The 22,306-nt window shown below is 71.1% G+C and carries 17 protein-coding genes; 1 reads left to right on the top strand and 16 read right to left on the bottom strand.

Annotated elements, in window-relative coordinates:
• Positions 1-29: 29 nt before the first annotated feature.
• Together lspA and OG904_RS22970 are read right to left on the bottom strand one after the other, a co-directional pair.
• On the bottom strand, positions 30-593 hold the full coding sequence (gene lspA / locus OG904_RS22975; protein WP_405493863.1) for a signal peptidase II: 564 nt from the start codon (positions 591-593) through the stop codon (positions 30-32).
• 214 nt (positions 594-807) lie between these two features.
• Entirely contained in the window at positions 808-1,521 is a 714-nt protein-coding gene (locus tag OG904_RS22970; protein WP_405493861.1) for a TraR/DksA family transcriptional regulator, read from the bottom strand.
• A gap of 576 nt (positions 1,522-2,097) precedes the next feature.
• Here OG904_RS22970 and ileS point away from each other — a divergent pair.
• Positions 2,098-5,244, top strand: a complete 3,147-nt coding sequence (gene ileS / locus OG904_RS22965; RefSeq protein ID WP_405493859.1) for an isoleucine--tRNA ligase — start codon at positions 2,098-2,100, stop codon at positions 5,242-5,244.
• A 285-nt stretch (positions 5,245-5,529) separates the two neighbouring features.
• On the opposite strand, the gene OG904_RS22960 is transcribed toward ileS, so the two are convergent.
• The 14 genes from OG904_RS22960 to OG904_RS22895 all read right to left on the bottom strand — a co-directional run bounded on the left by OG904_RS22960 (position 5,530) and on the right by OG904_RS22895 (position 22,151).
• Positions 5,530-6,780, bottom strand: coding sequence for a DivIVA domain-containing protein (locus OG904_RS22960; protein ID WP_405493857.1), 1,251 nt, complete (start codon positions 6,778-6,780; stop codon positions 5,530-5,532).
• A gap of 82 nt (positions 6,781-6,862) precedes the next feature.
• A complete protein-coding gene (locus tag OG904_RS22955) occupies positions 6,863-7,159 on the bottom strand; it encodes a YggT family protein (protein WP_112450285.1) in 297 nt (98 codons plus the stop codon).
• 60 nt (positions 7,160-7,219) lie between these two features.
• Positions 7,220-7,831, bottom strand: a complete 612-nt coding sequence (locus tag OG904_RS22950) for a cell division protein SepF (RefSeq protein ID WP_405493855.1) — start codon at positions 7,829-7,831, stop codon at positions 7,220-7,222.
• 151 nt (positions 7,832-7,982) lie between these two features.
• Positions 7,983-8,702 carry a YggS family pyridoxal phosphate-dependent enzyme gene (locus tag OG904_RS22945; protein ID WP_405493853.1) on the bottom strand — a complete coding sequence of 240 codons (720 nt, stop codon included), beginning with the start codon at positions 8,700-8,702 and terminating at the stop codon, positions 7,983-7,985.
• 3 nt (positions 8,703-8,705) lie between these two features.
• Positions 8,706-9,437: a peptidoglycan editing factor PgeF gene (pgeF, locus tag OG904_RS22940; RefSeq protein ID WP_405493851.1), complete on the bottom strand. Its 732-nt coding sequence runs from the start codon at positions 9,435-9,437 to the stop codon at positions 8,706-8,708.
• On the bottom strand, positions 9,434-10,636 hold the full coding sequence (ftsZ, locus tag OG904_RS22935) for a cell division protein FtsZ (RefSeq protein WP_328298187.1): 1,203 nt from the start codon (positions 10,634-10,636) through the stop codon (positions 9,434-9,436). Before ftsZ ends, pgeF begins: the two co-directional genes overlap by 4 nt.
• Before the next feature lie 280 nt (positions 10,637-10,916).
• Positions 10,917-11,780 (bottom strand): cell division protein FtsQ/DivIB, encoded by an 864-nt coding sequence (locus OG904_RS22930; RefSeq protein WP_405493848.1) that lies wholly within the window; start codon positions 11,778-11,780, stop codon positions 10,917-10,919.
• A gap of 31 nt (positions 11,781-11,811) precedes the next feature.
• Positions 11,812-12,906: an undecaprenyldiphospho-muramoylpentapeptide beta-N-acetylglucosaminyltransferase gene (gene murG, locus OG904_RS22925; protein WP_328298188.1), complete on the bottom strand. Its 1,095-nt coding sequence runs from the start codon at positions 12,904-12,906 to the stop codon at positions 11,812-11,814.
• Positions 12,907-12,912: 6 nt separating this feature from the next.
• On the bottom strand, positions 12,913-14,361 hold the full coding sequence (gene ftsW, locus OG904_RS22920) for a putative lipid II flippase FtsW (protein ID WP_405493845.1): 1,449 nt from the start codon (positions 14,359-14,361) through the stop codon (positions 12,913-12,915).
• A 76-nt stretch (positions 14,362-14,437) separates the two neighbouring features.
• On the bottom strand, positions 14,438-15,928 hold the full coding sequence (gene murD / locus OG904_RS22915) for a UDP-N-acetylmuramoyl-L-alanine--D-glutamate ligase (protein ID WP_405493843.1): 1,491 nt from the start codon (positions 15,926-15,928) through the stop codon (positions 14,438-14,440).
• Complete coding sequence (gene mraY / locus OG904_RS22910) at positions 15,910-16,980, bottom strand: phospho-N-acetylmuramoyl-pentapeptide-transferase (RefSeq protein WP_405493841.1); 1,071 nt, start codon at positions 16,978-16,980, stop codon at positions 15,910-15,912. Before mraY ends, murD begins: the two co-directional genes overlap by 19 nt.
• Entirely contained in the window at positions 16,977-18,407 is a 1,431-nt protein-coding gene (gene murF / locus OG904_RS22905) for a UDP-N-acetylmuramoyl-tripeptide--D-alanyl-D-alanine ligase (protein ID WP_405493839.1), read from the bottom strand. The genes mraY and murF overlap by 4 nt, the downstream gene beginning before the upstream one ends.
• Complete coding sequence (locus tag OG904_RS22900; RefSeq protein WP_405493837.1) at positions 18,404-20,113, bottom strand: UDP-N-acetylmuramoyl-L-alanyl-D-glutamate--2,6-diaminopimelate ligase; 1,710 nt, start codon at positions 20,111-20,113, stop codon at positions 18,404-18,406. Before OG904_RS22900 ends, murF begins: the two co-directional genes overlap by 4 nt.
• Before the next feature lie 46 nt (positions 20,114-20,159).
• Positions 20,160-22,151 carry a peptidoglycan D,D-transpeptidase FtsI family protein gene (locus OG904_RS22895; RefSeq protein ID WP_405493835.1) on the bottom strand — a complete coding sequence of 664 codons (1,992 nt, stop codon included), beginning with the start codon at positions 22,149-22,151 and terminating at the stop codon, positions 20,160-20,162.
• Positions 22,152-22,306: the final 155 nt, after the last annotated feature.

Raw genomic sequence — 22,306 nt, 5'->3', positions numbered from 1 at the left:
AGACGCCCGGTCCCGCAATCACTTCCCGATCAGTCCTTGTGGACGGTGCCGTCCGGGTCCAGGCCCTTGAAGGACAGCAGGACGATCAGGATCCCGCCGCACACGATCGCCGAGTCCGCGAGGTTGAAGACCGCGAAGTGGGCCGGGGCGATGAAGTCGACGACGGCCCCGCGGAAGATGCCCGGCGAGCGGAAGATCCGGTCGGTCAGGTTGCCCAGCGCCCCGCCCAGCAGCAGGCCCAGCGCGATCGCCCACGGCAGGCTGTAGAGCTTGCGCGCCAGCCGCACGATCACCACGATCACGGTGGCGGCGATGCAGGTGAAGATGATCGTGAAGGCCTCGCCGAAGCCGAAGGCGGCGCCGGGGTTGCGGATCGCGTCGAACCTCAGCAGGTTGCCGATGATCTCGATCGGCGGCTGGTGCTCGAGCTTCGCCACGACCAGCATCTTGCTGCCGAGGTCGATCACGTAGGCGAGAACCGCCACGACGAGCAGCGCGACGATCCGCCGCCGCCCCTTGGGCGCGGCGGATTCGGGCTGGGTGCCGTCTTCCCCGACGTCCGGCGTACCGATGATGCGCTCCGCCTCTGCCACGTGAGTCCCTCGAACTAGCTCGAACCAGGTTGCCGGAAAGCACCGCGCCGACCGACCCGCCAGGTCCTGGACCCTGACGAGACACGAGAGTACGTCAGGGCACCCTCCGGCCGCCGCCCCGCCCGGGCCCCGGAAGAGGCCGCCCGCGCCGCGCTCCCGGCCGGGCGCCCGCCCGGCTCCGCTCGGCGCCCGCCCGGCTCCGCCCGGTGCCCGCTCAGTGCCTCCGCTCCTGCTTCTGCTTGCAGTCCACGCACAGCGTGGCCCGCGGGAAGGCCTGCATGCGCGCCTTGCCGATGGGCTGGCCGCAGTTCTCGCAGATCCCGTACGTGCCCGCCTCGAGGCGCTCCAGGGCCCGCTCCGTCTGCTCCAGCATGGAGGTGGCGTTCGCCGCCAGCTGCAGTTCGGACTCCCGGGTGATGTTCTTGGTGCCCGTATCGGCCTGGTCGTCGCCCGCGCCGTCGCCCGAGTCCCGCATCAGGCCCGAGATGGCCACCTCGGAGGCGTCCAGTTCGGCGCGCAGCCGCAGCACCTCGCTCATCAGCTCACTGCGGGCCTCGTCGACCTCCTCCTGCGTCCAGGGGTCCTCCCCGGGGCGTACGGCGAGCTCGCCGGGGGTGCGGGCCGCCACGACCCGCGCCTTGGGCAACCCGCTGGTCGCGGCCGTGGCCGTCTTCCTGGCCGTGCCGGTGCTCTTCTTGGCGACCACTTTGCGGGCTCCCGTCTCATGCGCGGCCTCGGCCGCACCCTCGGCCGCGGCCTTCTTGGCCGTGACCTTCTTCGCGGCCGCCTTAGTGACGGCGGCGGCCTTCTTGGCAGGTGCCTTCTTGGCGGCCGGCTTCTTGGCAGCCTCCTTCGTGGCGGCCGACTTCTCCGCAGCCTTCCCGACAGCCTTCTTGGCAGTACTCCCGGCGGTCTTCTTCGCCACCATGGCCGCGGCCCCTTCACATACTGTGATCATTGCTCGCGAATCGTGCCGGAACGATAAATCGACTCCGGCCCCGCGGCAACGGGGCACGCGTCCAGCGAGGTCAACCTGCATCCGTTGTGCCCAGCGGGGAGCCCCGTAATCCGCCTCTACCACCCCACCGCACCCCGCGGCGGCCCATCGGCCCATTCGGGTCACGCGGGCCCCCTCCGCACCCCTCTCCCGCACCCCCGCGCCACACCCCGTAAACCGGTCTGCCGGCAGCCGCCCCGGCCCGTACACTGGGCCCAGCGAGAGGCATGGACGGGGACGAGTAGCGTCGGACGCAGCCAGGAGCGACCCGGGGACGGTGAGAGCCCGGGGGCGAGCGCGATGCGAAGGATCACCCCTGAGCCGCCGGAAGAGAGCAGCACGGAGCCCGCAGGGGTTCCGTACGGCAGGTAGAACCGGCTTCGCACCCCAATGAGGGGGCCCTCGGACCACGCGTCCGGAGGCCAAGGAGGGTGGTACCGCGGGAGCCCAGTGGCTCTCGTCCCTCCGGACGGAAGTGACATCCCGCCGGAGGAAGAGTTCAGCCTCATGACCACACCGCCGCAGTACCGCCCGGTACCCGCCCAGGTCGACCTGCCTGCCCTCGAGCACGGCGTCCTCGACTTCTGGCGCGAGAGCAAGACCTTCGACAAGACGCTGCAGCAGTCCGAGGGACGCCCCGAGTGGGTCTTCTACGAGGGCCCGCCCACCGCCAACGGCATGCCCGGCGCGCACCACATCGAGGCCCGCGTCTTCAAGGACGTCTTCCCGCGCTTCCGCACCATGCGGGGCTACCACGTGGCCCGCAAGGCCGGCTGGGACTGCCACGGCCTGCCCGTGGAGCTCGCCGTCGAGAAGGAACTGGGCTTCAACGGCAAGAAGGACATCGAGGCGTACGGCATCGCCGAGTTCAACGCCAAGTGCCGTGAGTCCGTGACCCGCCACACCGACGCGTTCAGCGAGCTCACGACCCGGATGGGCTACTGGGTCGACCTGGACGACGCCTACCGGACCATGGACCCCGAGTACGTCGAGTCCGTGTGGTGGTCGCTGAAGGAGATCTTCGACAAGGGCCTGCTCACCCAGGACCACCGCGTCGCCCCCTGGTGCCCCCGCTGCGGCACCGGCCTCTCGGACCACGAGCTCGCCCAGGGCTACGAGACCGTCGTCGACCCCTCGGTCTACGTCCGCTTCCCGCTGACCTCCGGCCCCCTCGCGGGCGAGGCGGCGCTGCTCGTCTGGACGACCACCCCCTGGACCCTGGTCTCCAACACCGCCGTCGCCGCGCACCCGGACGTCACGTACGTGGTGGCGACCGATGGGCAGGAGAAGCTGGTCGTCGCCCAGCCCCTGCTGGAGAAGTCCCTCGGCGAGGGCTGGGAGGCCACCGGCGAGACCTTCACGGGCAAGGAGATGGAGCGCTGGACGTACCGGCGCCCCTTCGACCTGGTCGAGTTCCCGGAGCCCGCCCACTACGTCGTGAACGCCGAGTACGTCACGACCGAGGACGGCACCGGTCTGGTCCACCAGTCCCCCGCCTTCGGCGCCGACGACCTCGCGGTCTGCCGCGCGTACGGCCTGCCCGTCGTGAACCCGGTCCGCCCCGACGGCACCTTCGAGGAGGAGGTCCCGCTGGTGGGCGGCGTCTTCTTCAAGAAGGCCGACGAGAAGCTGACCGCCGACCTCGACGCGCGCGGCCTGCTCTTCAAGCACATCGCCTACGAGCACAGCTACCCGCACTGCTGGCGCTGTCACACGGCCCTGCTCTACTACGCGCAGCCGTCCTGGTACGTCCGCACCACCGCCGTCAAGGACGCGATGCTGCGGGAGAACGAGAAGACCAACTGGTTCCCGGACTCCGTCAAGCAGGGCCGCTTCGGCGACTGGCTGAACAACAACATCGACTGGGCGCTGTCCCGCAACCGCTACTGGGGCACCCCGCTGCCCATCTGGCGCTGCGAGGACAACCACCTCACCTGCGTCGGCTCCCTCAAGGAGCTGGGCGAGCTGACGGGCACGGACCAGTCGAACCTGGACCCGCACCGCCCGTACATCGACGAGGTCACCTTCCCCTGCACGCACGAGGGCTGCTCCCTGACCTCGGTCCGCGTGCCGGAGGTCATCGACGCCTGGTACGACTCGGGGTCGATGCCGTTCGCCCAGTGGGGGTACCCGCACAAGAACAAGGAGATCTTCGAGAAGCGCTACCCGGCGCAGTTCATCTCGGAGGCCATCGACCAGACGCGCGGCTGGTTCTACACGCTGATGGCGGTCGGCACCCTCGTCTTCGACAAGTCCTCCTACGAGAACGTGGTCTGCCTGGGCCACATCCTCGCCGAGGACGGCCGAAAGATGTCCAAGCACCTGGGCAACACCCTCGAGCCGATCCAGCTCATGGACACGCACGGCGCGGACGCGGTGCGCTGGTTCATGGCGGCCGGCGGCTCCCCGTGGGCGGCGCGGCGCGTGGGCCACGGCACGATCCAGGAGGTCGTCCGCAAGACGCTCCTCACGTACTGGAACACGGTCGCCTTCCAGGCCCTGTACGCCCGTACGTCGAACTGGGCCCCCTCGGCCTCCGACCCGGCGCCCGCGGACCGCACGGTCCTCGACCGCTGGCTGCTCTCGGAGCTCCACACCCTCACGGCCGAGGTCACCGCGGCGATGGAGGCGTACGACACCCAGCGCGCCGGCAAGCTCCTGTCCTCCTTCGTGGACGACCTCTCCAACTGGTACGTCCGCCGCTCGCGCCGCCGCTTCTGGCAGGGTGACGCGGCCGCGCTGCGCACGCTGCACGAGGTCGTGGAGACGGTCACCCGCCTCCTCGCCCCCCTGACCCCCTTCATCACGGAGCGGGTCTGGCAGGACATGATCGTCCCGGTCACCCCGGAGGCCCCGGAGTCGGTGCACCTGTCGACGTGGCCGGTCGCGGACACGGCGATGGTGGACCCGGCCCTCTCGCAGCAGATGCTGCTGGTACGCCGCCTCGTGGAGCTGGGGCGTGCGACGCGGGCCGAGTCGGGCGTGAAGACCCGCCAGCCGCTGTCCCGGGCGCTGGTGGCCGTATCGGGCTTCGAGACCCTCTCCCCCGAGCTGCACTCCCAGATCACGGAGGAGCTGAACGTCTCCTCCCTGGCCTCCCTCTCGGAGGTCGGCGGGTCCCTGGTGGACACGACGGCCAAGGCGAACTTCCGGGCGCTGGGCAAGCGCTTCGGCAAGGGCGTGCAGGACGTGGCCAAGGCCGTGGCCGCGGCGGACGCGGCGGCGCTGTCCCTGGCCCTGCGCTCCGGCGAGGCCTCGGTGGAGGTGAACGGTTCGCCGGTCGCCCTCACGCCGGAGGAGGTCATCATCACGGAGACCCCGCGCGAGGGCTGGTCGGTGGCCTCGGACTCCGGTGCCACGGTCGCCCTCGACCTGGAGATCACCCCGGAGCTGCGGCTGGCGGGCCTGGCCCGTGACGCGATCCGCCTGATCCAGGAGGCCCGGAAGAACTCCGGCCTGGACGTCGCTGACCGGATCGCCCTGCGGTGGTCCTCCGAGGACCCGGAGGTCGTGACGGCCCTGACGGACCACGCGGTCCTCATCGCCGACGAGGTCCTCGCGACGGACTACGCGTCCGGTGACGCGGACACCACGTACGGTGACCCCTTCACGGACGAGCCCCTGGGCCTGACCTTCCGCCTCCGCAAGGCCTGACCCTCCCCCCTGTGGCCCGGCACCCCTCCTGGGGGTGCCGGGCCACAGCCGTCCCTCTTCCCGGGCCAAAACCAGCCCCTCCGGCGCTTGAGGAGCGGGGTCCGGGGCCGGGAGCCCCAGGGACGGGCGAAGGGCGGGCAGGGGACCTCTCCGCCCCGCGCAGCGGCTCCTGCCCCCGCCCCGGCCCGCAGGGGGCGCAACCGGCCGGGGTACGGAAACGGGCCGGGCCCGGTGCCCCCGAAGGGGAACCGGGCCCGGCCCGACCGTCTGCCGACGGGCTACCGCTTAGTTGTCGTCCTCGTCGATCAGGAAGCCCCGCATGGGGGACGGCGCCTGCTGCATCGGCTGCGGAGCAGCCGGCCGCACCGGAGCCATCGGCTGCGTCATCGCCGGGGACATCTGCTGCTGGCCACCACCGTAGGACGGGCCCATCGGGGACGGACCACCCATCGGCGACGGGCCGCCCATGGACGGACCGCCCATGGAGTGCATCGCACCGGCCGGAGCCATCGACGGGCTCGGCGAAGGCGGCAGCGCGGGACCGGCGGGGTTCCGCGGCGGGGCCAGCGAGTCGTCGGCCTGGGTCTCCAGCTGGCGCAGCTGCGACTCCAGGTAGGACTTCAGGCGGGTGCGGTACTCACGCTCGAAGCCCCGAAGGTCCTCGACCTTGCGCTCCAGCGTGGCGCGGGCGGACTCCAGGGAGCCCATCGCGACGCGGTGCTTCTCCTGCGCGTCCCGCTCCAGCGCGTCGGCCTTGGCGCGGGCGTCCCGCTCCAGACCCTCGGCGCGCGACCGGGCCTCGCCGACGATCTTGTTGGCCTCGGAGCGGGCCTCCGCGATCGCCTGGTCGGCGGTCTGCTGCGCGAGCGACAGGACGCGGGCGGCGCTGTCGCCACCGGGGCCCTGCTGCGGAAGCTGCTGCGGCTGCTGGTGCATCTGCTGGCCCATCGGCTGCATCTGCTGGCCCATGGGCTGCATCTGCTGCCCCATCGGCTGCATCTGCTGGCCCATCGGGTTCTGGCCGCCCATGGACTGCTGCTGCATGGGGTTGCCCATCGGGCCGGGGCCCTGCTGGCCCATGCCCTGCTGGCCCATCTGCTGCTGGCCCATCTGCTGCTGCCCCATCTGCTGCTGCCCACCCATGGTGTGCTGCTGCATGGGGCCGCCCATCTGGCCCGGACCCTGCGGTCCGTGTCCACCGGGGCCGGCCGGAAGCTGCGGCTGGCCGCCCGGGAGCTGCGGCGGACCCATCTGGGGCTGCTGCTGCGGGGGGCCGGATATGGCCGCGGGCACGGGGGCTCCGGGGCCGCGCTGGTCCTGGGGTTCGGGCTTGCGCATGCCCTGCTGCTGGTTCTGCGCGGCGGCACGCGTGGCGGCAGCGAGCTTGGCGCGCAGGTCCTCGTTCTCGCGCAGCAGGCGCGTCAGCTCGGACTCGACCTCGTCGAGGAAGGCGTCGACCTCGTCCTCGTCGTAGCCCTCTCGCAGGCGGACGGTCGTGAACTGCTTGTTCCGCACGTCCTCGGGAGTCAGCGGCATGTCTTCTTCACCTCTACGTAGTCGTCGGCAGTGGGCAGGACCGTATCGGGACTGTCCCCGCGCCCGCGGGGAAGCTCATCGTTCACACGCTTCTCGCAGCGGTGCTCACGAAACTGATGAGGATGTAAACGATGATCATCAGAACGAAGAAGGACAGGTCGAGTGCCACGCCCCCGAGACGCAACGGCGGGATGAGCCGCCGAAGGAGCTTGAGCGGTGGATCGGTGACAGTGTAGGTGGCCTCCAGAACGACCACCATCGCCTTGCCGGGTGTCCATGAACGTGCGAACTGGAACACGTAGTCCATGACCAGTCGGAAGATCAGCACGATGAGGAAGCACATCAGAGCGATGTAGACCACTTGCAGTGCGACGCCCATCCCGCGCTTCCCTCTCCCCTGCTCCCGATCTGTTCCCGGTCCCGTATCTGACGGATCGGTCTAGCTTTGGTTGAAGAACCCGCCCTCCGCGATGCGGGCCTTGTCCTCCGCCGTGACATCGACGTTAGCAGGAGACAGCAGGAACACCTTCTGTGTCACGCGTTCAATGCTGCCGTGCAGGCCGAACACGAGCCCGGCGGCGAAGTCGACGAGACGCTTCGCGTCCGTGTCGTCCATCTCCGTGAGATTCATGATCACCGGAGTGCCCTCACGGAAGTGTTCCCCGATGGTACGGGCCTCGTTGTAGGTCCGGGGGTGCAGTGTCGTGATGCGGTACGGCTCCCGCTCGGAGACGACCTTGGGCATGATCACGGGGGCGTTCTTCTCCAGATTCGAGCGTTCGGGTGTGATGGATGCCACGGGGGCGATTCGCGCAGGACGTCCGTTTTCAACCGGCATTGGGATGGGTTCCCTTGGCGCCGGAGGCTGTGCAACTCGTACCGGTTCGTCCGATACGGGCGTTTGGTGCGAGACGGGCTGCTGTCGACGACGCTCCCGTTCCGGTTCCGGCTCGGGTTCGAACTCGTCGTCGGGGTCGTACCCCGGGTTGTCGTACCGGTCGTCCTCCACGAGGCCGAGGTAGACCGCCATCTTGCGCATCGCGCCGGCCATTCTCTGAGTCCTCCGCTCTGTGGTGGATCGCCCTGTCGCAGGTGTATCGCCGTGTCACGAATGTCACCAACTGCCCGCGATCCACGTGGCCTGTCCGCTCATCAGCGGAAATGACCATATTTTCTGCTGTGGTCCGACTTTCTTCGCGACGTTACCCGAGCCGGGGTCTCGCGCCGAGTACCGCAGTGCCGACGCGTACATGTGTCGCACCGGCCGCAACGGCCTGTTCCAGGTCTGCGCTCATCCCGGCCGACACCATCGTGGCAGTCGGATGGTCCGCGCGCAGGCGGGATGACAATTCCACCAGTCGCTCGAAGGCCGCCTGTTCGCGGCCCGCGTACTGCCCGGCCAGCGGAGCGACCGTCATCACCCCGTCGATGCGCAGTCCCGGCGCCGCCGCCACGAGGTCCGCCAGCTCCGCGAGCTGCTCCGGCGCGGCGCCGCCGCGGGCCCCCCGTTCGCCCGACTCGGCGTCGAGGGCGATCTGCACCAGACAGCCCAGTTCCCGGCCGGTCGCCTGCGCGCCCGCCGAGAGGGCGGTGACGAGCTTCGGCCGGTCGACGGACTGCACGAGGTGTGCGTATCCCGCCACGGAACGGACTTTGTTCGTCTGCAACTGGCCGACGAAGTGCCAGCTGAGCGGCAGATCCGCGCAGGCCGCGGCCTTGGGGGCGGCATCCTGGTCCCGGTTTTCCGCCACGTGACGGACCCCCAGGTCCGCCAGCAGACGTACGTCGCTCGCCGGGTAGGTCTTGGTGACCACGATGAGGGTCACCTCTTCCCGCCCGCGCCCCGCGGCCGCACAGGCGGCCCCGATGCGTTCCTCCACCCGCGCGAGGTTCTCGGCGAGCTCGGCCTTACGATCCGTCATTCTTCAGTCCAACCAGACATATCCGGCAAGCCGCCCGGTCACCCGGTCGCGGCGGTACGAGAAGTGGTCCCGCGACTCCAGTGTGCAGACCGGGGACCGGCGGCGGTCAGCCACCCCCGCCGCGGCCAGCTGCGCGTGCACCCCGGCGACCACGTCGACGGCCGGCGTCCCCCAGCTGGTCTCGGAGTACGCGGCCGGCACCACCTCGGCGACCTCTGCCCGCATCTGCTCCGGAACCTCGTAGCAGCGTCCGCACACGGCCGGTCCGGTACGGGCCACCATGCGCGCGGGGTCCGCTCCGAGCGCGGTCATCGCCTCGACGGCGGCGCCCACGACTCCGGCGACCAGCCCGGGCCGCCCGGCGTGGGCGGCTCCCGCGATGCCGGCGACGGGGTCGGCCAGCAGGACCGGCGTGCAGTCGGCGGTGAGGACCGCGAGGGCGAGCCCCCGGCGGGCGGTCACCACCGCGTCCACCGAGGGGATCGGGCCGGCCTGTCCCCACGGGCCGTCGACCACCGCCACGTCCCGGCCGTGCACCTGGTTCATCCAGACCACCCGGTCCGGCGCGATGCCCAGCGCCTTCGCCGCGGCGGCCCGGTTCGCGCGAACGGCGGCCGGGTCGTCTCCGACCGCGCCGCCGAGATTGAGCTCCTCGTACGGAACGGCGCTCACCCCGCCCCACCGGTCGGTGAAGGCGAAGTGGGCGCCGCTCTCGCTGTGCTGCTCCAGGGTCACTTCAAGAAGTCCGGGACATCCAGCTCCTCGGCCGGGCTGTCCTGGTACGGCCTGGCCGTCGGGACCTGCGCCGGGGCCGGCGCCTCGGCGACCGGGACCGGCTCGGACCGGACGGGCTCCTCGCGCGGGGTGACCGAGCCGAGTCCGCCGAAGGCCGGGCGCACCGGCTCGGCGGAACGGACCGGAGCCGGGGCCGGCTCCTCGCGCTTGGTGGACGCGGCGCCGATGACGTTGTCCCGGCGGGCCGGGGGCTGTCCGCCGTCGAACCCGGCCGCGATGACGGTGACCCGCACCTCGTCGCCGAGCGCGTCGTCGATGACGGCGCCGAAGATGATGTTCGCCTCGGGGTGCGCGGCCTCGCTGACCAGCTGCGCGGCCTCGTTGATCTCGAAGAGACCGAGGTCCGAGCCACCGGAGATGGAGAGGAGCACGCCACGGGCGCCGTCGATGGACGCCTCCAGCAGCGGCGAGGAGATCGCCATCTCGGCCGCGGCCACCGCGCGGTCGTCGCCGCGGGCCGAGCCGATGCCCATCAGGGCCGAGCCGGCCTCGGACATCACGGACTTGACGTCCGCGAAGTCGAGGTTGATCAGACCCGGGGTGGTGATGAGGTCGGTGATGCCCTGGACGCCGGACAGCAGGACCTGGTCGGCCGACTTGAAGGCGTCCAGCACGCTGACCTGGCGGTCCGAGATGGACAGCAGTCGGTCGTTGGGGATGACGATGAGGGTGTCGACCTGCTCGCGGAGCTGGGCGATGCCGTCCTCGGCCTGGTTCGCGCGGCGCCGGCCCTCGAAGGTGAACGGCCTGGTGACCACACCGATCGTCAGGGCGCCCAGCGAGCGCGCGATGTTGGCGACGACGGGTGCGCCACCGGTTCCGGTGCCACCGCCTTCACCGGCGGTGACGAAGACCATGTCGGCCCCCTTGAGGACCTCCTCGATCTCCTCGCGGTGGTCTTCTGCCGCCTTGCGGCCGACATCCGGGTTGGCGCCGGCGCCAAGGCCCCGGGTGAGTTCCCGGCCGACGTCGAGCTTGACGTCGGCGTCGCTCATCAACAGCGCCTGGGCGTCTGTGTTGATGGCGATGAACTCGACGCCCTTGAGACCGACCTCGATCATTCGGTTGATGGCATTGACACCACCGCCGCCGACACCGATGACCTTGATGACTGCGAGGTAGTTCTGCGGTGCTGCCACGTCGAAGGCCTCTCGCCTCGAGTTACGTGTCGTTCGCCTCGCGGGCCTGCGGTGCGACGACTGATGCCGAAATTGGGACGGTCCGTACACGCCGACCCGAACCCTAACCCTGAAGTTTAGGGTTATGAGTGTGTCTGTTCCTTGGACTCTTCCGAACAGGACACTAAGTCGACAAGTAGCACGTGTTCAACGAACACGCCGAACCTCCCGTTTTTCTTTTCACCCTATGTGATCACCCGTATCGGTGGCCAACCAGGGTGCGACGCTGTTCGACCGGACGTCAACTACCGGACACCGCCGGGGCGGTGGGTACGCTCACGTCGAACCGATCGGCCTTGGGCGAGGCCTTCAGGAGCGCCGTGAGGGCGCGGCCCTTCGCCTCGCCCTGTTCGCCGCTCCCCCAGACCACCGACCGGCCGCCCTTCAACTCCAGTACCACCGAGTCGTAGGACCGGACCTTGACCTGCAGGGTCTCCTTGCGGACCGCTTCGGGGAGGCCGCCGGCGATGCCGACGGCCTCGTGCAGCAGCCGCTCCTCGTCGAAACGGCGGCCGCTCGGGGACTGCCGAGAGGCCAGTTCGAGGACCGGAACGCCCTCGGGTGCGTGTCCGACCGTGTCGAATCGCACACCCGAAGCGTCCACTTCGACGAACTCCGCGCCCTTCTTGATGAGCAGAACCGGTTTGCGTTCCGTCACCTTGAGCCCGATTCCGTGCGGCCAGGCCCGCACCACATCGACCGAATCGATGCGGGGCAGGCGGCCGCGGAGCCGGGCTTCGATCTCGTCGGTGTCCACGGAGACCAGGGGCGCGCCGACCGGCACGGCCGCCGCGTCCACCACCTGCTGCGGGGTCAGGACCCCGGTGCCGGTGGCGGTGACCTTCTCGACCCGGAGCCAGGAGGATCCGTAGAGCACCCACGTGCAGCCCGCGGCCAGGAGCACCGCGAGGACGAGGCCGGCGATCAGGACGGGGCCCCGGCGCAGTCCGCGCAGGAGCGGCCCGCCGGGGCGCGGCCCCCGGGGTCCGGAGCCGGATCCCGGGGACCGCTTCGGCGGCTTGGGGGCCTTGGGGCGCCCGAGGGGGCCGGAACCCTTCCCCGAGGCCCCCGGACTGCCGCGCTCTGCGGTGCTCGCTCCGGCCACTCCTGTGCCTCCTGCGTCGGTGCTTCCCGCGTCAGCGGGCCCTGTTGGCGGCGATCGCCTCGTACACCATCGCGACCAGCAGCTCGTCGGCGTCCCGGCGCCCGAACTCGGCGGCGGCCCGGGACATCTCGTACAGGCGGTGCGGGTCGGCGAGGACCGGGAGGACCTGGCTGAGCACCCACTGGGGGGTCAGCTCCGCGTCGTCCACGAGCAGGCCGCCACCGGCCTTGACCACCGGCTGGGCGTTGAGCCGCTGTTCGCCGTTGCCGATCGGCAGCGGGACGTAGGCGGCCGGCAGCCCGACGGCGGAGAGTTCGGCGACGGTCATCGCGCCCGCGCGGCACAGCATCATGTCGGCGGCGGCGTACGCGAGGTCCATCCGGTCCACGTACGGTACCGGCACGTAGGGCGGCATCCCGGGCATGTTGTCGACACGCGGCAGTTCGTTCTTCGGCCCGACCGCGTGCAGGATCTGGATCCCGGAGCGCTGGAGGGTCGGCGCGACCTGCTCGATCACCTCGTTGAGGCGGCGGGCGCCCTGCGAGCCGCCGGAGACCAGCAGCGTCGGCAGGTTGGGGTCCAGGCCGAAGGCGGCCCGCGCCTCCGGGCGGACCAGGGCCCGGTCGAGGGTGGAGATGGAACGGCGCAGCGGGATGCCCACGTAGCGGGCTCCGCGCAGTTTGCTGTCGGGGGTGGAGACCGCGACGGCGTGCGCGTACCGGGAGCCGATCTTGTTGGCCAGTCCGGGCCGGGCATTGGCCTCGTGGACGATGATCGGCACCCCGAGGCGCTTGGCCGCGAGGTAGCCGGGCAGGGCCACGTAGCCGCCGAAGCCGACGACGCAGTCGGCCTTGGTGCGCAGGAGGATCTCCTCCGCGGCCTTGATGGTGCCGCGCAGCCGTCCGGGGACGGTGATCAGCTCGGGTGTGGGCTTGCGGGGCAGCGGAACGGCCGGGATCAGTCCCAGCTCGTAGCCGCGCTCGGGCACCAGGCGGGTTTCGAGTCCGCGTTCAGTGCCGAGGGCGGTGATGCCCACGGAAGGGTCCTGCCTGCGCAGGGCGTCCGCGAGGGCGAGCGCCGGCTCGATGTGGCCGGCGGTCCCCCCACCGGCGAGTACGACATGCACCGAAATTCACCGCTCTCCGGACGGACGCTTCTTGACGCGCCGTCTCATCGACTTCCATCTCTGCCCGGTCCGCGGCCGGCCGTTCTTCGGCCTGCGCATCGCGAGCGCCGCCCGTGCCGCCGGCTCCTCACGCGCGAACGCGATGAGCAGTCCGACGGCGAACATGGTCGGAAGCAGGGCCGACCCGCCGTAGGAGAACAGCGGGAGCGGGACCCCGGCGATCGGCAGCAGACCGAGCACCGCACCGATGTTGATCACGGCCTGTGCCGTGATCCAGGTGGTCACGCCTCCCGCGGCATACCGTACGAAGGGGTCCTCCGTGCGTCCGGCCACGCGGATACCCGCATAGCCTAGGGCCGCGAACAGGGCGAGCACCGACAGCGTCCCCGCCAGCCCCAGTTCCTCGCCGGTGATGGCGAAGATGAAGTCGGTGTGGGCCTCTGGCAGTTGCCCCCATTTTTCCACACTGGCACCCAGCCCGGAACCGAACCATCCGCCGGAGGCGAGGGCGTAGATTCCGTGGACGGCCTGCCAGCACAGGTCGTTCCTGCCCGGTTCGGTCGCGCCGATGCACGCGAGCCGGTCCATCCGGTGCGGGCTGGTCTTGATGAGCAGCGCGACGAGCACGCCCGCGAAGGCCAGTACCCCCGCGAACATCCGCGTCGGCGCCCCGGCCAGCCACAACAGGCCGAACAGGATGGCCCCGAGGATCATCGCGGTGCCCATGTCCCCGCCCAGCATGATGAGCCCGAGCAGCAGGAAGGTGACCGGGACCAGCGGGACCAGCAGGTGTTTCCACTGGCTCAGCAGGTCCTTGTCGCCCTTGCGCGCCAGCAGGTCGGCGCCCCAGAGGATGAGTGCCAGCTTGCCGAACTCACTGGGCTGGAGCATGAACGGACCACCAAGGGAGATCCAATTCTGGTTGCCGTTGATCGACACCCCTATCCCCGGGACCTGCACGAGGGCCATGAGGAAGAGGGTGCCGGTGAGCACCGGGTAGGACAGCGCCCGGTGGAGTTTGACGGGCATCCGGGAGGCAATCAGGAGCAGTCCGGTGCCGATCAGGGCCGCCAGGAACTGCTTCTTGAAGAAGTACGCGTCACCGAGGCCGAGCTGGAGCGCCTTGATCATCGAGGCCGAGTAGACCATCACCAGGCCGAGCACGGTGATGAGCAGGGAGCTGCCGAAGATCAGGTAGTACGCCGTGAGCGGCCGGTCCCAGGCCCGGCGCAACTGCTGCTGCGTGCGCCGCAGCCCGGCCAGCGGCCCGCCCCCGGCGGAGCGCCCCGTGCGGGCGGTGGAGCGCCCCCGGCCCAGGGGCCTGCCGGCCCGGGCCTCTTTGGGTGCGCGGGCCGCCCTGGGCGCCCTGGGCGGCTTCGCCTTGGCATCCTTGGTGGCCCTGGCGGCCTTCTCGGCGGGCGGCCGCCGCCCCGGCAGCACTTGCTTGGCCGGCATCTGTGATCTTCCCCTCCACTCGTACGCGGCGAGCAGCCGTTCGGCCGGAGGGAGCCTGCCCTGGATCGAGCCGGACCTAGGCCCGCTCTGCGGCCAGTTCGCGCACCGCGTCGGCGAACGCGTCCCCACGCTTGTTGTAGTTCGCGAACATGTCCATCGAGGCACATGCGGGTGCCAGCAGAACCGTGTCGCCGGGCTCCGCGAGCCCGGCCGCTTCCCGGACCGCCGCGAGCATCGCCCCAGTGTCGGTCCGCTCGAGGTCCACGACCGGGACCTCCGGGGCGTGTCGCGCCAGCGCCTCGGCGATCAGCGCCCGGTCGGCGCCGATCAGCACGACGGCCCGCAGCCGCTTCGCCGACTTCTGCACGAGCTCGTCGAAGGTCGCGCCCTTGGCCAGGCCGCCGGCGATCCAGACGACCGGATCGAAGGCCGCCAGGGAGGCCTCCGCGGCGTGGGTGTTGGTGGCCTTGGAGTCGTCGATGTAGGTGACCCCGGCGACCTCGTCCACGTGGCTGACCCGGTGGGCGTCCGGCCGGAAGTCGCGCAGCCCGTCACGGACGGCGCGCGGCTCCACGCCGAAGGCGCGGGCCAGGGCCGCGGCGGCGAGCGCGTTGGCGATGTTGTGCGGGGCCGGCGGGTTGACGTCCGCGACCTCGGCGAGTTCCTGGGCGTTCTTCTGCCGGTCCGCCACGAAGGCCCGGTCGACGAGGATCCCGTCGACGACGCCGAACATGGAGGGGCCGGGGGCGCCGAGGGTGAAGCCGATCGCGCGGCAGCCCTCCTCGACGTCGGCCTCGACCACCAGGTCCTCGGTGGCCCTGTCGGAGGCGTTGTAGACGCAGGCCACCGTGTTGCCCTCGTAGATGCGCCCCTTGTCGGCGGCGTACGCCTCCATGGAGCCGTGCCAGTCGAGGTGGTCCGGGGCCAGGTTCAGGACGGCCGCGGAGTGGGCGCGCAGCGAGGGTGCCCAGTGCAGCTGGTAGCTGGAGAGCTCGACGGCGAGCACGTCGTACGTCTCCTCGCCGGTCACCACGTCGATGATCGGGGTGCCGATGTTGCCGACGGCCGCCGTTCGCAGCCCGGCCGCCTTCAGGATCGACGCGAGCATCTGGGTGGTGGTGGTCTTGCCGTTGGTGCCGGTGATGGCGAGCCAGGGCGCGGGTTCCCTGCGGGGCTCACCGGACCGGGCGGCGCGCAGGTCCTCGGCGACCTCGCGCAGCAGCCAGGCGATCTCCACGTCGCCCACGACGTCCACGCCGGCCGCGGCGGCTGCCGCGAAGAGCGGGCTGTCGGGCTTCCAGCCCGGGGAGGTCACGACGAGCTCGGTGCCTTCGGGCAGCACCTCGCCGGCGCGTGCGCCGCCGTCCAGCTCGCCGAGGCGGACCTCGATGCCCTGTTCCCCGAGCTCGACGGCCCGGGCGCGGTACAGATCGCCGTCGCCGTTGTCGACGACGGTCACCACCGCGCCGAGGCCGGCCAGGGCGCGGGCGGCGCTGACGCCGCTCACGCCGAGGCCGGCGACGGTGATGTTCTTGCCGTGCCAGGCGGTCACTTGTCGGCTGCCCATCCCGCGTAGAAGAGTCCGAGGCCCACGATCACGCACATGCCCTGGATGATCCAGAAGCGGACCACGACAAGGACTTCGGACCACCCCTTGAGTTCGAAGTGGTGCTGGAGTGGCGCCATCCGGAAGACGCGCTTCCCGGTCAGCTTGAAGGAGCCGACCTGGATGACGACCGACATGGTGATCAGGACGAACAGACCGCCGAGGAGCGCCATCAGGAACTCCGTGCGGGAGCAGATCGCGAGGCCGGCGAGCGCGCCGCCGAGGGCCAGCGAGCCGGTGTCACCCATGAAGATCTTGGCGGGCGAGGTGTTCCACCACAGGAAGCCGAAACAGGCGCCCATGAGGGCGGAGGCGACCACCGCGAGGTCCAGTGGGTCGCGCACCTCGAAACAGGCGGCCGGGTTGGTCAGGGTCTGCGCGTTGGCGCAGGACTCCTGGTGCTGCCAGACGCCGATGAAGGTGTAGGCGCCGAAGACCATCACGGCGGCGCCGGTGGCCAGGCCGTCCAGACCGTCGGTCAGGTTCACGCCGTTGGACATCGCCAGGATCATGAACAGCGCCCAGACCACGAACAGCACCGGGCCGATCGCCCAGCCGAAGTCCGTGACGAACGACAGCTTGGTGGAGGCCGGGGCGAGCCCGCGCGCGTCCTTGAACTGCAGCGCGAGCACGGCGAAGGCGATGCCGACGATCAGCTGGCCGGCCATCTTGGCCTTGGCCCGCAGACCGAGCGAGCGCTGCTTGACGATCTTGATGTAGTCATCGAGGAAGCCGACCAGTCCCATGCCCGCCATCAGCATGAGGACCAGCAGGCCAGAGAAGCTGGGCTGGGCTCCGGTGATCACCTTGGTGAGGGCGTACGCGATCAGCGTGGCCAGGATGAAGGAGATGCCGCCCATGGTGGGCGTGCCCTTCTTCCCGGCGTGGCCGCGCGGACCGTCGTCACGGATGAACTGGCCGTAGCCCTTGCGGGCCAGACCCTTGATCAGCAGCGGGGTGCCGATGAGCGTGAGGAAGAGTCCGATGACTCCGGAGAACAGGATCTGCCTCATCGGCCGGCGACCTCGCCCTCGGCAGGGCTTTCGAGGAGGGCCTGGGCCACCCGCTCCAGACCGGCTGACCTGGAAGCCTTCACCAGCACGACGTCTCCCGGGCGCAGTTCACTGCGCAACAGGTCGACCGCCGCCTGCGCGTCGGACACGAGCACCGACTCCTCACCCCACGAACCCTCGTTATATGCGCCCAGTTGCAGCCAGGAGGCTTCCCTGCCCCCGACTGCGACGAGCTTGCTCACGTTGAGCCGGACGACAAGCCGTCCGACCGCGTCGTGCTCAGCGAGCGCGTCGTCTCCGAGCTCGGCCATCGGGCCGAGCACCGCCCACGTGCGGCCCCCGTTCGCCTTGCCGGCACCGCCCATCGCGGCGAGTGCGCGCAGTGCGGCCCGCATGGACTCGGGGTTTGCGTTGTAGGCGTCGTTGACGATCGTCACGCCGTCCGCCCGCTCGGTGACCTCCATCCGCCACCGGGACAGGCTGCCCGCTCCGGAGAGCGCGGTGGCGATCTCCTCGACGGACATGCCCAGTACATGGGCGACGGCGGCCGCTGCGAGCGCGTTCGACACGTGGTGCTCACCGTACAGCCGCAAGGTCACGTCGCTGCACCCGGTCGGTGTTCGCAATGTGAAGGAAGGCTGTCCCCTGTCCGTCATCCGGACTTCGGTGGCCCGGATTTCAGCGTCCTCGGCCTCGCCGAACAGCACCGTACGGGCCTTCGTGCGCCCGGCCATGGCACGGACCAGCAGGTCATCGGCGTTGAGGACGGCGACGCCGCCCTCCGCCTCGGACGGCAGGGCCTCGACGAGCTCGCCCTTGGCCTGCGCGATCTGCTCCCGGCCGCCGAACTCGCCGATGTGTGCGGTGCCGACGTTGAGGACCAGACCGATCCGCGGAGGCGTCAGTCCCGTGAGGTAGCTGATGTGGCCGATGCCGCGGGCACCCATCTCCAGGACCAGGTGCTGCGTTTCCTCGGTGACGCGCAGCGTCGTGATCGGCAGGCCGATCTCGTTGTTGAGGTTCCCGGGGGTCCACACGGTCGGCGCGTGGTGCTGCAGGACCTGGGCGATCAGGTCCTTGGTGGAGGTCTTGCCGGCGGAGCCGGTGAGCGCCACGACGTCGGTGCCCAGACGTTCGACGACGGCCCGGGCGAGCGCGCCGAGCGCGGCCACCACGTCGGGGACGACGATGGCCGGGACCCCGACGGGCCGGGTGGCGAGCACGCCCACCGCGCCGGCGGCCAGGGCGCGTTCGGCGTAGTCGTGGCCGTCCACCCGCTCCCCGACGAAGGCGGCGAACAGGCTGCCGGCCTGGACCTCGCGGGAGTCGTAGACCACGGGACCGGTGACCAGGACGGACGGATCCGGTATGTCGTGGGGCCGCCCGCCGGTGATGTCGGCGATCTCGGCGAGGGAAAGGGCGATCACTGGTTCACCTCGGCCTGTCGGGGGTGCTGGCGCGCTTGGGTCTCGATGGCCGCGCGCAGGACCGCGCGGTCGTCGAAGGGACGTACGACGCCCGCGGTGTCCTGGCCCTGCTCGTGGCCCTTGCCGGCCACCAGTACGGTGTCGCCCGCCTCGGCGCGCGCGACGGCGGTGGCGATGGCCGCCGCCCGGTCGGCGTCGACCAGGACGGTGCCCCGCTCGGCGGGCGGGACGGACACGGCGCCCCGGAACATCGCCGCGAGGATCGCGAGGGGGTCCTCGGAGCGCGGGTTGTCGGAGGTCAGCACGGCGGTGTCGGCGAACCGGGCCGCCGCGGCGCCCATCGGGGCCCGCTTGGTGGTGTCGCGGTCGCCGCCGCAGCCGATGACCACGTGCAGTCTGCCCGTGGTGACCTCGCGCAGGGCCCGCAGGACCGATTCGACGGCGTCCGTCTTGTGCGCGTAGTCGACGACGGCCAGGTACGGCTGCCCCGCGTCGACCCGCTCCAGCCGGCCGGGCACCCCGGGGACCGCGGCGACGCCGTCGGCGGCGGTCTGCGGGTCGAGGCCGGCGGCGGCGAGCGTGACGACGGCGGCCACGGTGTTGGCCACGTTGAACGGGCCGGGCAGCGGGGCGGTGGCCCGGATGCGCTGGCCCTCCGGACCCACCAGGGTCAGGGTGGAGTCCATGTGCCCCGAGACCACGTCCTCGGCGCGCCAGTCGGCGGCCGGGTCTCCGGTGGCGGAGAAGGTGACGACCGGGATCTCCGCCTCCTTGGCGAGGCGGCGGCCGTACTCGTCGTCGATGTTGATCACGCCGAGGCGGGCCCGGCGCTCGGTGAAGAGCTGCGCCTTGGCCTGGAAGTAGTCCTCCATGCCGGAGTGGAACTCCATGTGCTCCGGGCTCAGGTTGTTGAAGACGGCCACGTCGAAGACGCAGCCGTCGACCCGGCCGAGCACCAGGGCGTGGCTGGAGACCTCCATGGCGACGGCCTCGACGCCGCGTTCGTGCATGACGGCGAAGAGCGCCTGCAGGTCGGTGGCCTCGGGGGTGGTGCGCTCGGACTTGATGCGCTCGTCCCCGACGCGCATCTCGACGGTGCCGATGAGCCCCGTCCTGCGTCCGCCGCCGCGCAGGCCGCCCTCGACGAGGTACGCCGTGGTGGTCTTGCCGGAGGTGCCGGTGATGCCGATCTGCAGCAGGCCCTCGCCCGGCCGTCCGTAGACCTCGGCGGCCAGCTCTCCCATCCGGGCGCGCGGGTCGGCGACGGCGAGGACGGGCAGTCCGGTGGCCGCGGCGCGCTCGGCGCCGTCCGGGTCGGTCAGCACGGCCGCGGCGCCCAGGGCGGCCGCCTGCGCGGCGAAGTCCGCGCCGTGCAGCCGGGCGCCCGGCAGGGCCGCGTACAGGTCTCCGGGGCGTACCGCACGGGAGTCGTGCGTGATGCCGGTGATCCTCGTCTGCGCGCTGGGGCCTGCCTGGGTTTCGACTCCCAGCAGGCCCGCCAGCTCGCCGAGGGGAGTCGGGCGGACGGTCAGGGGGCGTGGCGCTCCCGGCGGCGCTGCCGGGGCGTCGTTCTGGGTGGTTCTGGGCTGATCAGCGTGGGGCACGGCGGTGAGCGTACCGGGCCCGGCGGGCCGCTCGCGAAGCGAGGGCCCGGCCTCGGCGGCGGCGGACGCGTGGTTCCCGGGTTCGGGGGTGATCGTTGTCACTGATGGTGCCTCACGGATTTCTGGGGCGGGTCTGCCGGACCGACGGTCACTGGCCCGGCTGCGGGCTCGGCTGGGGGCCGGGCTGCGCGCCGGGTTCGTAGGTGACCGGGAGCCCGGCGGGGGCGGTACCGGTGGGGGCGACCTGGAGGGTTTTGAGGGCGAACTCCATGACCTTCTTGTAGATGGGACCGCAGATCTGGCCGCCGAAGTAGCTGCCCTTGGTGGGGTTCTGGATGGCGCAGTAGACGGTGATGCGGGGGTTGTCGGCAGGTGCGAAGCCGGCGAAGGAGGCGGTGTAGCCCTTGTAGCGGCCGGTGGCCGGATCCACCCGGTTGGAGGTGCCGGTCTTGCCGCCGACCCGGTAGCCGGGGATACGGGCCTTGGTGCCGGTGCCCTCCTGGTCGTCGACCACCGACTCCAGCATTTCCGCGAGGGTCTTGGCGGTCTCCGGGCTGACCACCTGGGTCCGCGGGGGCGCCGGGGCCGGGGTGAAGCGGCCGTCGGGTCCCTTGGTGCCGCGGACCAGGGTCGGCTGGATCCGGACGCCGCCGTTGGCGATGGTCGAGTACACGGAGGCCGCCTGCATGGCGTTGAGGGACAGGCCCTGGCCGAAGGGGATCGTGTACTGCTGCGAAGTGGACCATGCTTCGGGCTTGGCGAGGATGCCGCGGGACTCGCCGGGGTAGCCCAGGCCGGTGGGCCGGCCGATGCCGAATTTGTCCAGGTACGAGTACAGGACCTTGTTGGCCTCGGGCTGCGTCGGACCGAGCTGGCCGGTGGCCAGGATGGTGCCGATGTTGGAGGACTTGGCGAGGACTCCGTTGAGGGTCAGGTACCAGGTCGGGTGGTCGATGTCGTCCTTGAACAGCCGGTCGCCGCGGTGCAGCCGGTTGGGGACCTCGACGTGGGTGTCGGGGCCGGCCTTCTTCTCCTCCAGCACGGCGGCCATCGACATCACCTTGGCGGTGGAGCCGGGCTCGTACACGTCCTGGAGCGCGGCGTTGCCCATGGCGGCGGAGCTGGCCTTGGACAGGTCGTTGGGGTCGAAGCCGGGGGCGTTGGCCATGGCGAGGACCTCACCGGTGCGGGTGTCCTGGACGATGACGTAGCCGCGGTCGGCCTCCGACTTGGCGACCTGCTCGGTGATGGCGCTCTGCGCGGCCCACTGGATGTCGCGGTCGATGGTCAGCTCGATGTCCTCGCCGGGCACGGCGGGCTTCTCGCTGGAACCGGCCGTCGGGACGCGGCGGCCGCCGGACTGGGCGTAGGTGAGCTGCCCGTCCTTGCCGGCCAGCTTCTTGTCGAGGGAGGACTCCAGTCCGCCGCCGCCCTTGCCCTCGGCGTTGACGTAGCCCAGTATCCCGGCGGCGAGGTCGCCGTTCGGGTACACGCGCTTGCTGCTGTTCTCGTTGAACACGCCGGCCAGGACGTTGGCGCCGGGGCCGTTGTTCTTCTTGTCGGCGGCCGCCTTGTCGGCGAAGACCTTCTTGAGGTCCTTGATCTGGTTCCAGACCTGGGGGGTCTGGCGGCGGGCGAGGATGACGTAGCGGGTGTTCTTCGTCTTCAGCCGCGCGGTGAGTTCCTTGGCGTCCTTGCCGATGATCGGCGCGAGGAGGGCGGCCGCCTGCTCGGGGGCGTCGGGGGCCTTGCTCTCCTGGACGGTGAACATGTGCGGGTCCGCGGTGATGTCGTACGCGTCCACGCTGGTCGCGAGCGCGACGCCCTTGCGGTCGGTGATCTCCCCGCGCTCGGCGGCCAGGGTGTAGCTGGCGAAGCGGTTCTCGGAGGCCTTGGCGGAGTACGCGGACGCGTCGACGGCCTGGACCTGGAGCAGGCGTACGACGAACGCCAGCATCACCAGCGTCAACCCGACGCTCACCAGCCGCAGGCGGGGCTTGGGGGCGCCGAGGCGGATCGTGTGCGGTTTCCTCGTGGTGGCGGGGCGTCGGGTGCCGGGCCTGGAGGCCGGACGCGCCGTGGCCCGGGCCCGGTCCCCGCCCGGCCGCGGCACCCGCCGCCGCGGCTCCTGCGGGCTCACGCGACCGCTCCCGGCTGCGCCGAAGCCCCTGGGGCTCCGGCCCGGACCCCGCTCCTCGAACGCCGGCGGGGCTGGATGTGCCCGCCACCGGCCCGCAGCTCCGGGGAACGGGGGAAGGGTGGGCCGGGGAACGGCCCCGCAGGGGTACGCGTCAC

Source organism: Streptomyces sp. NBC_00096, assembly GCF_045041305.1.
In the GTDB taxonomy this organism is placed as follows: domain Bacteria; phylum Actinomycetota; class Actinomycetes; order Streptomycetales; family Streptomycetaceae; genus Streptomyces.
This window is presented reverse-complemented; position numbering and strand designations above follow the sequence as displayed.

Excerpts from the sequence above, each read along its gene's own strand:
- OG904_RS22970 (WP_405493861.1), bottom strand. The coding sequence starts at position 1,521 with ATGGTGGCGAAGAAGACCGCCGGGAGTACTGCCAAGAAGGCTGTCGGG.
- ileS (WP_405493859.1), top strand. The coding sequence starts at position 2,098 with ATGACCACACCGCCGCAGTACCGCCCGGTACCCGCCCAGGTCGACCTG.
- OG904_RS22960 (WP_405493857.1), bottom strand. The coding sequence starts at position 6,780 with ATGCCGCTGACTCCCGAGGACGTGCGGAACAAGCAGTTCACGACCGTC.
- OG904_RS22955 (WP_112450285.1), bottom strand. The coding sequence starts at position 7,159 with ATGGGCGTCGCACTGCAAGTGGTCTACATCGCTCTGATGTGCTTCCTC.
- OG904_RS22950 (WP_405493855.1), bottom strand. The coding sequence starts at position 7,831 with ATGGCCGGCGCGATGCGCAAGATGGCGGTCTACCTCGGCCTCGTGGAG.
- OG904_RS22945 (WP_405493853.1), bottom strand. The coding sequence starts at position 8,702 with ATGACGGATCGTAAGGCCGAGCTCGCCGAGAACCTCGCGCGGGTGGAG.
- ftsW (WP_405493845.1), bottom strand. The coding sequence starts at position 14,361 with ATGCCGGCCAAGCAAGTGCTGCCGGGGCGGCGGCCGCCCGCCGAGAAG.
- murD (WP_405493843.1), bottom strand. The coding sequence starts at position 15,928 with ATGGGCAGCCGACAAGTGACCGCCTGGCACGGCAAGAACATCACCGTC.
- mraY (WP_405493841.1), bottom strand. The coding sequence starts at position 16,980 with ATGAGGCAGATCCTGTTCTCCGGAGTCATCGGACTCTTCCTCACGCTC.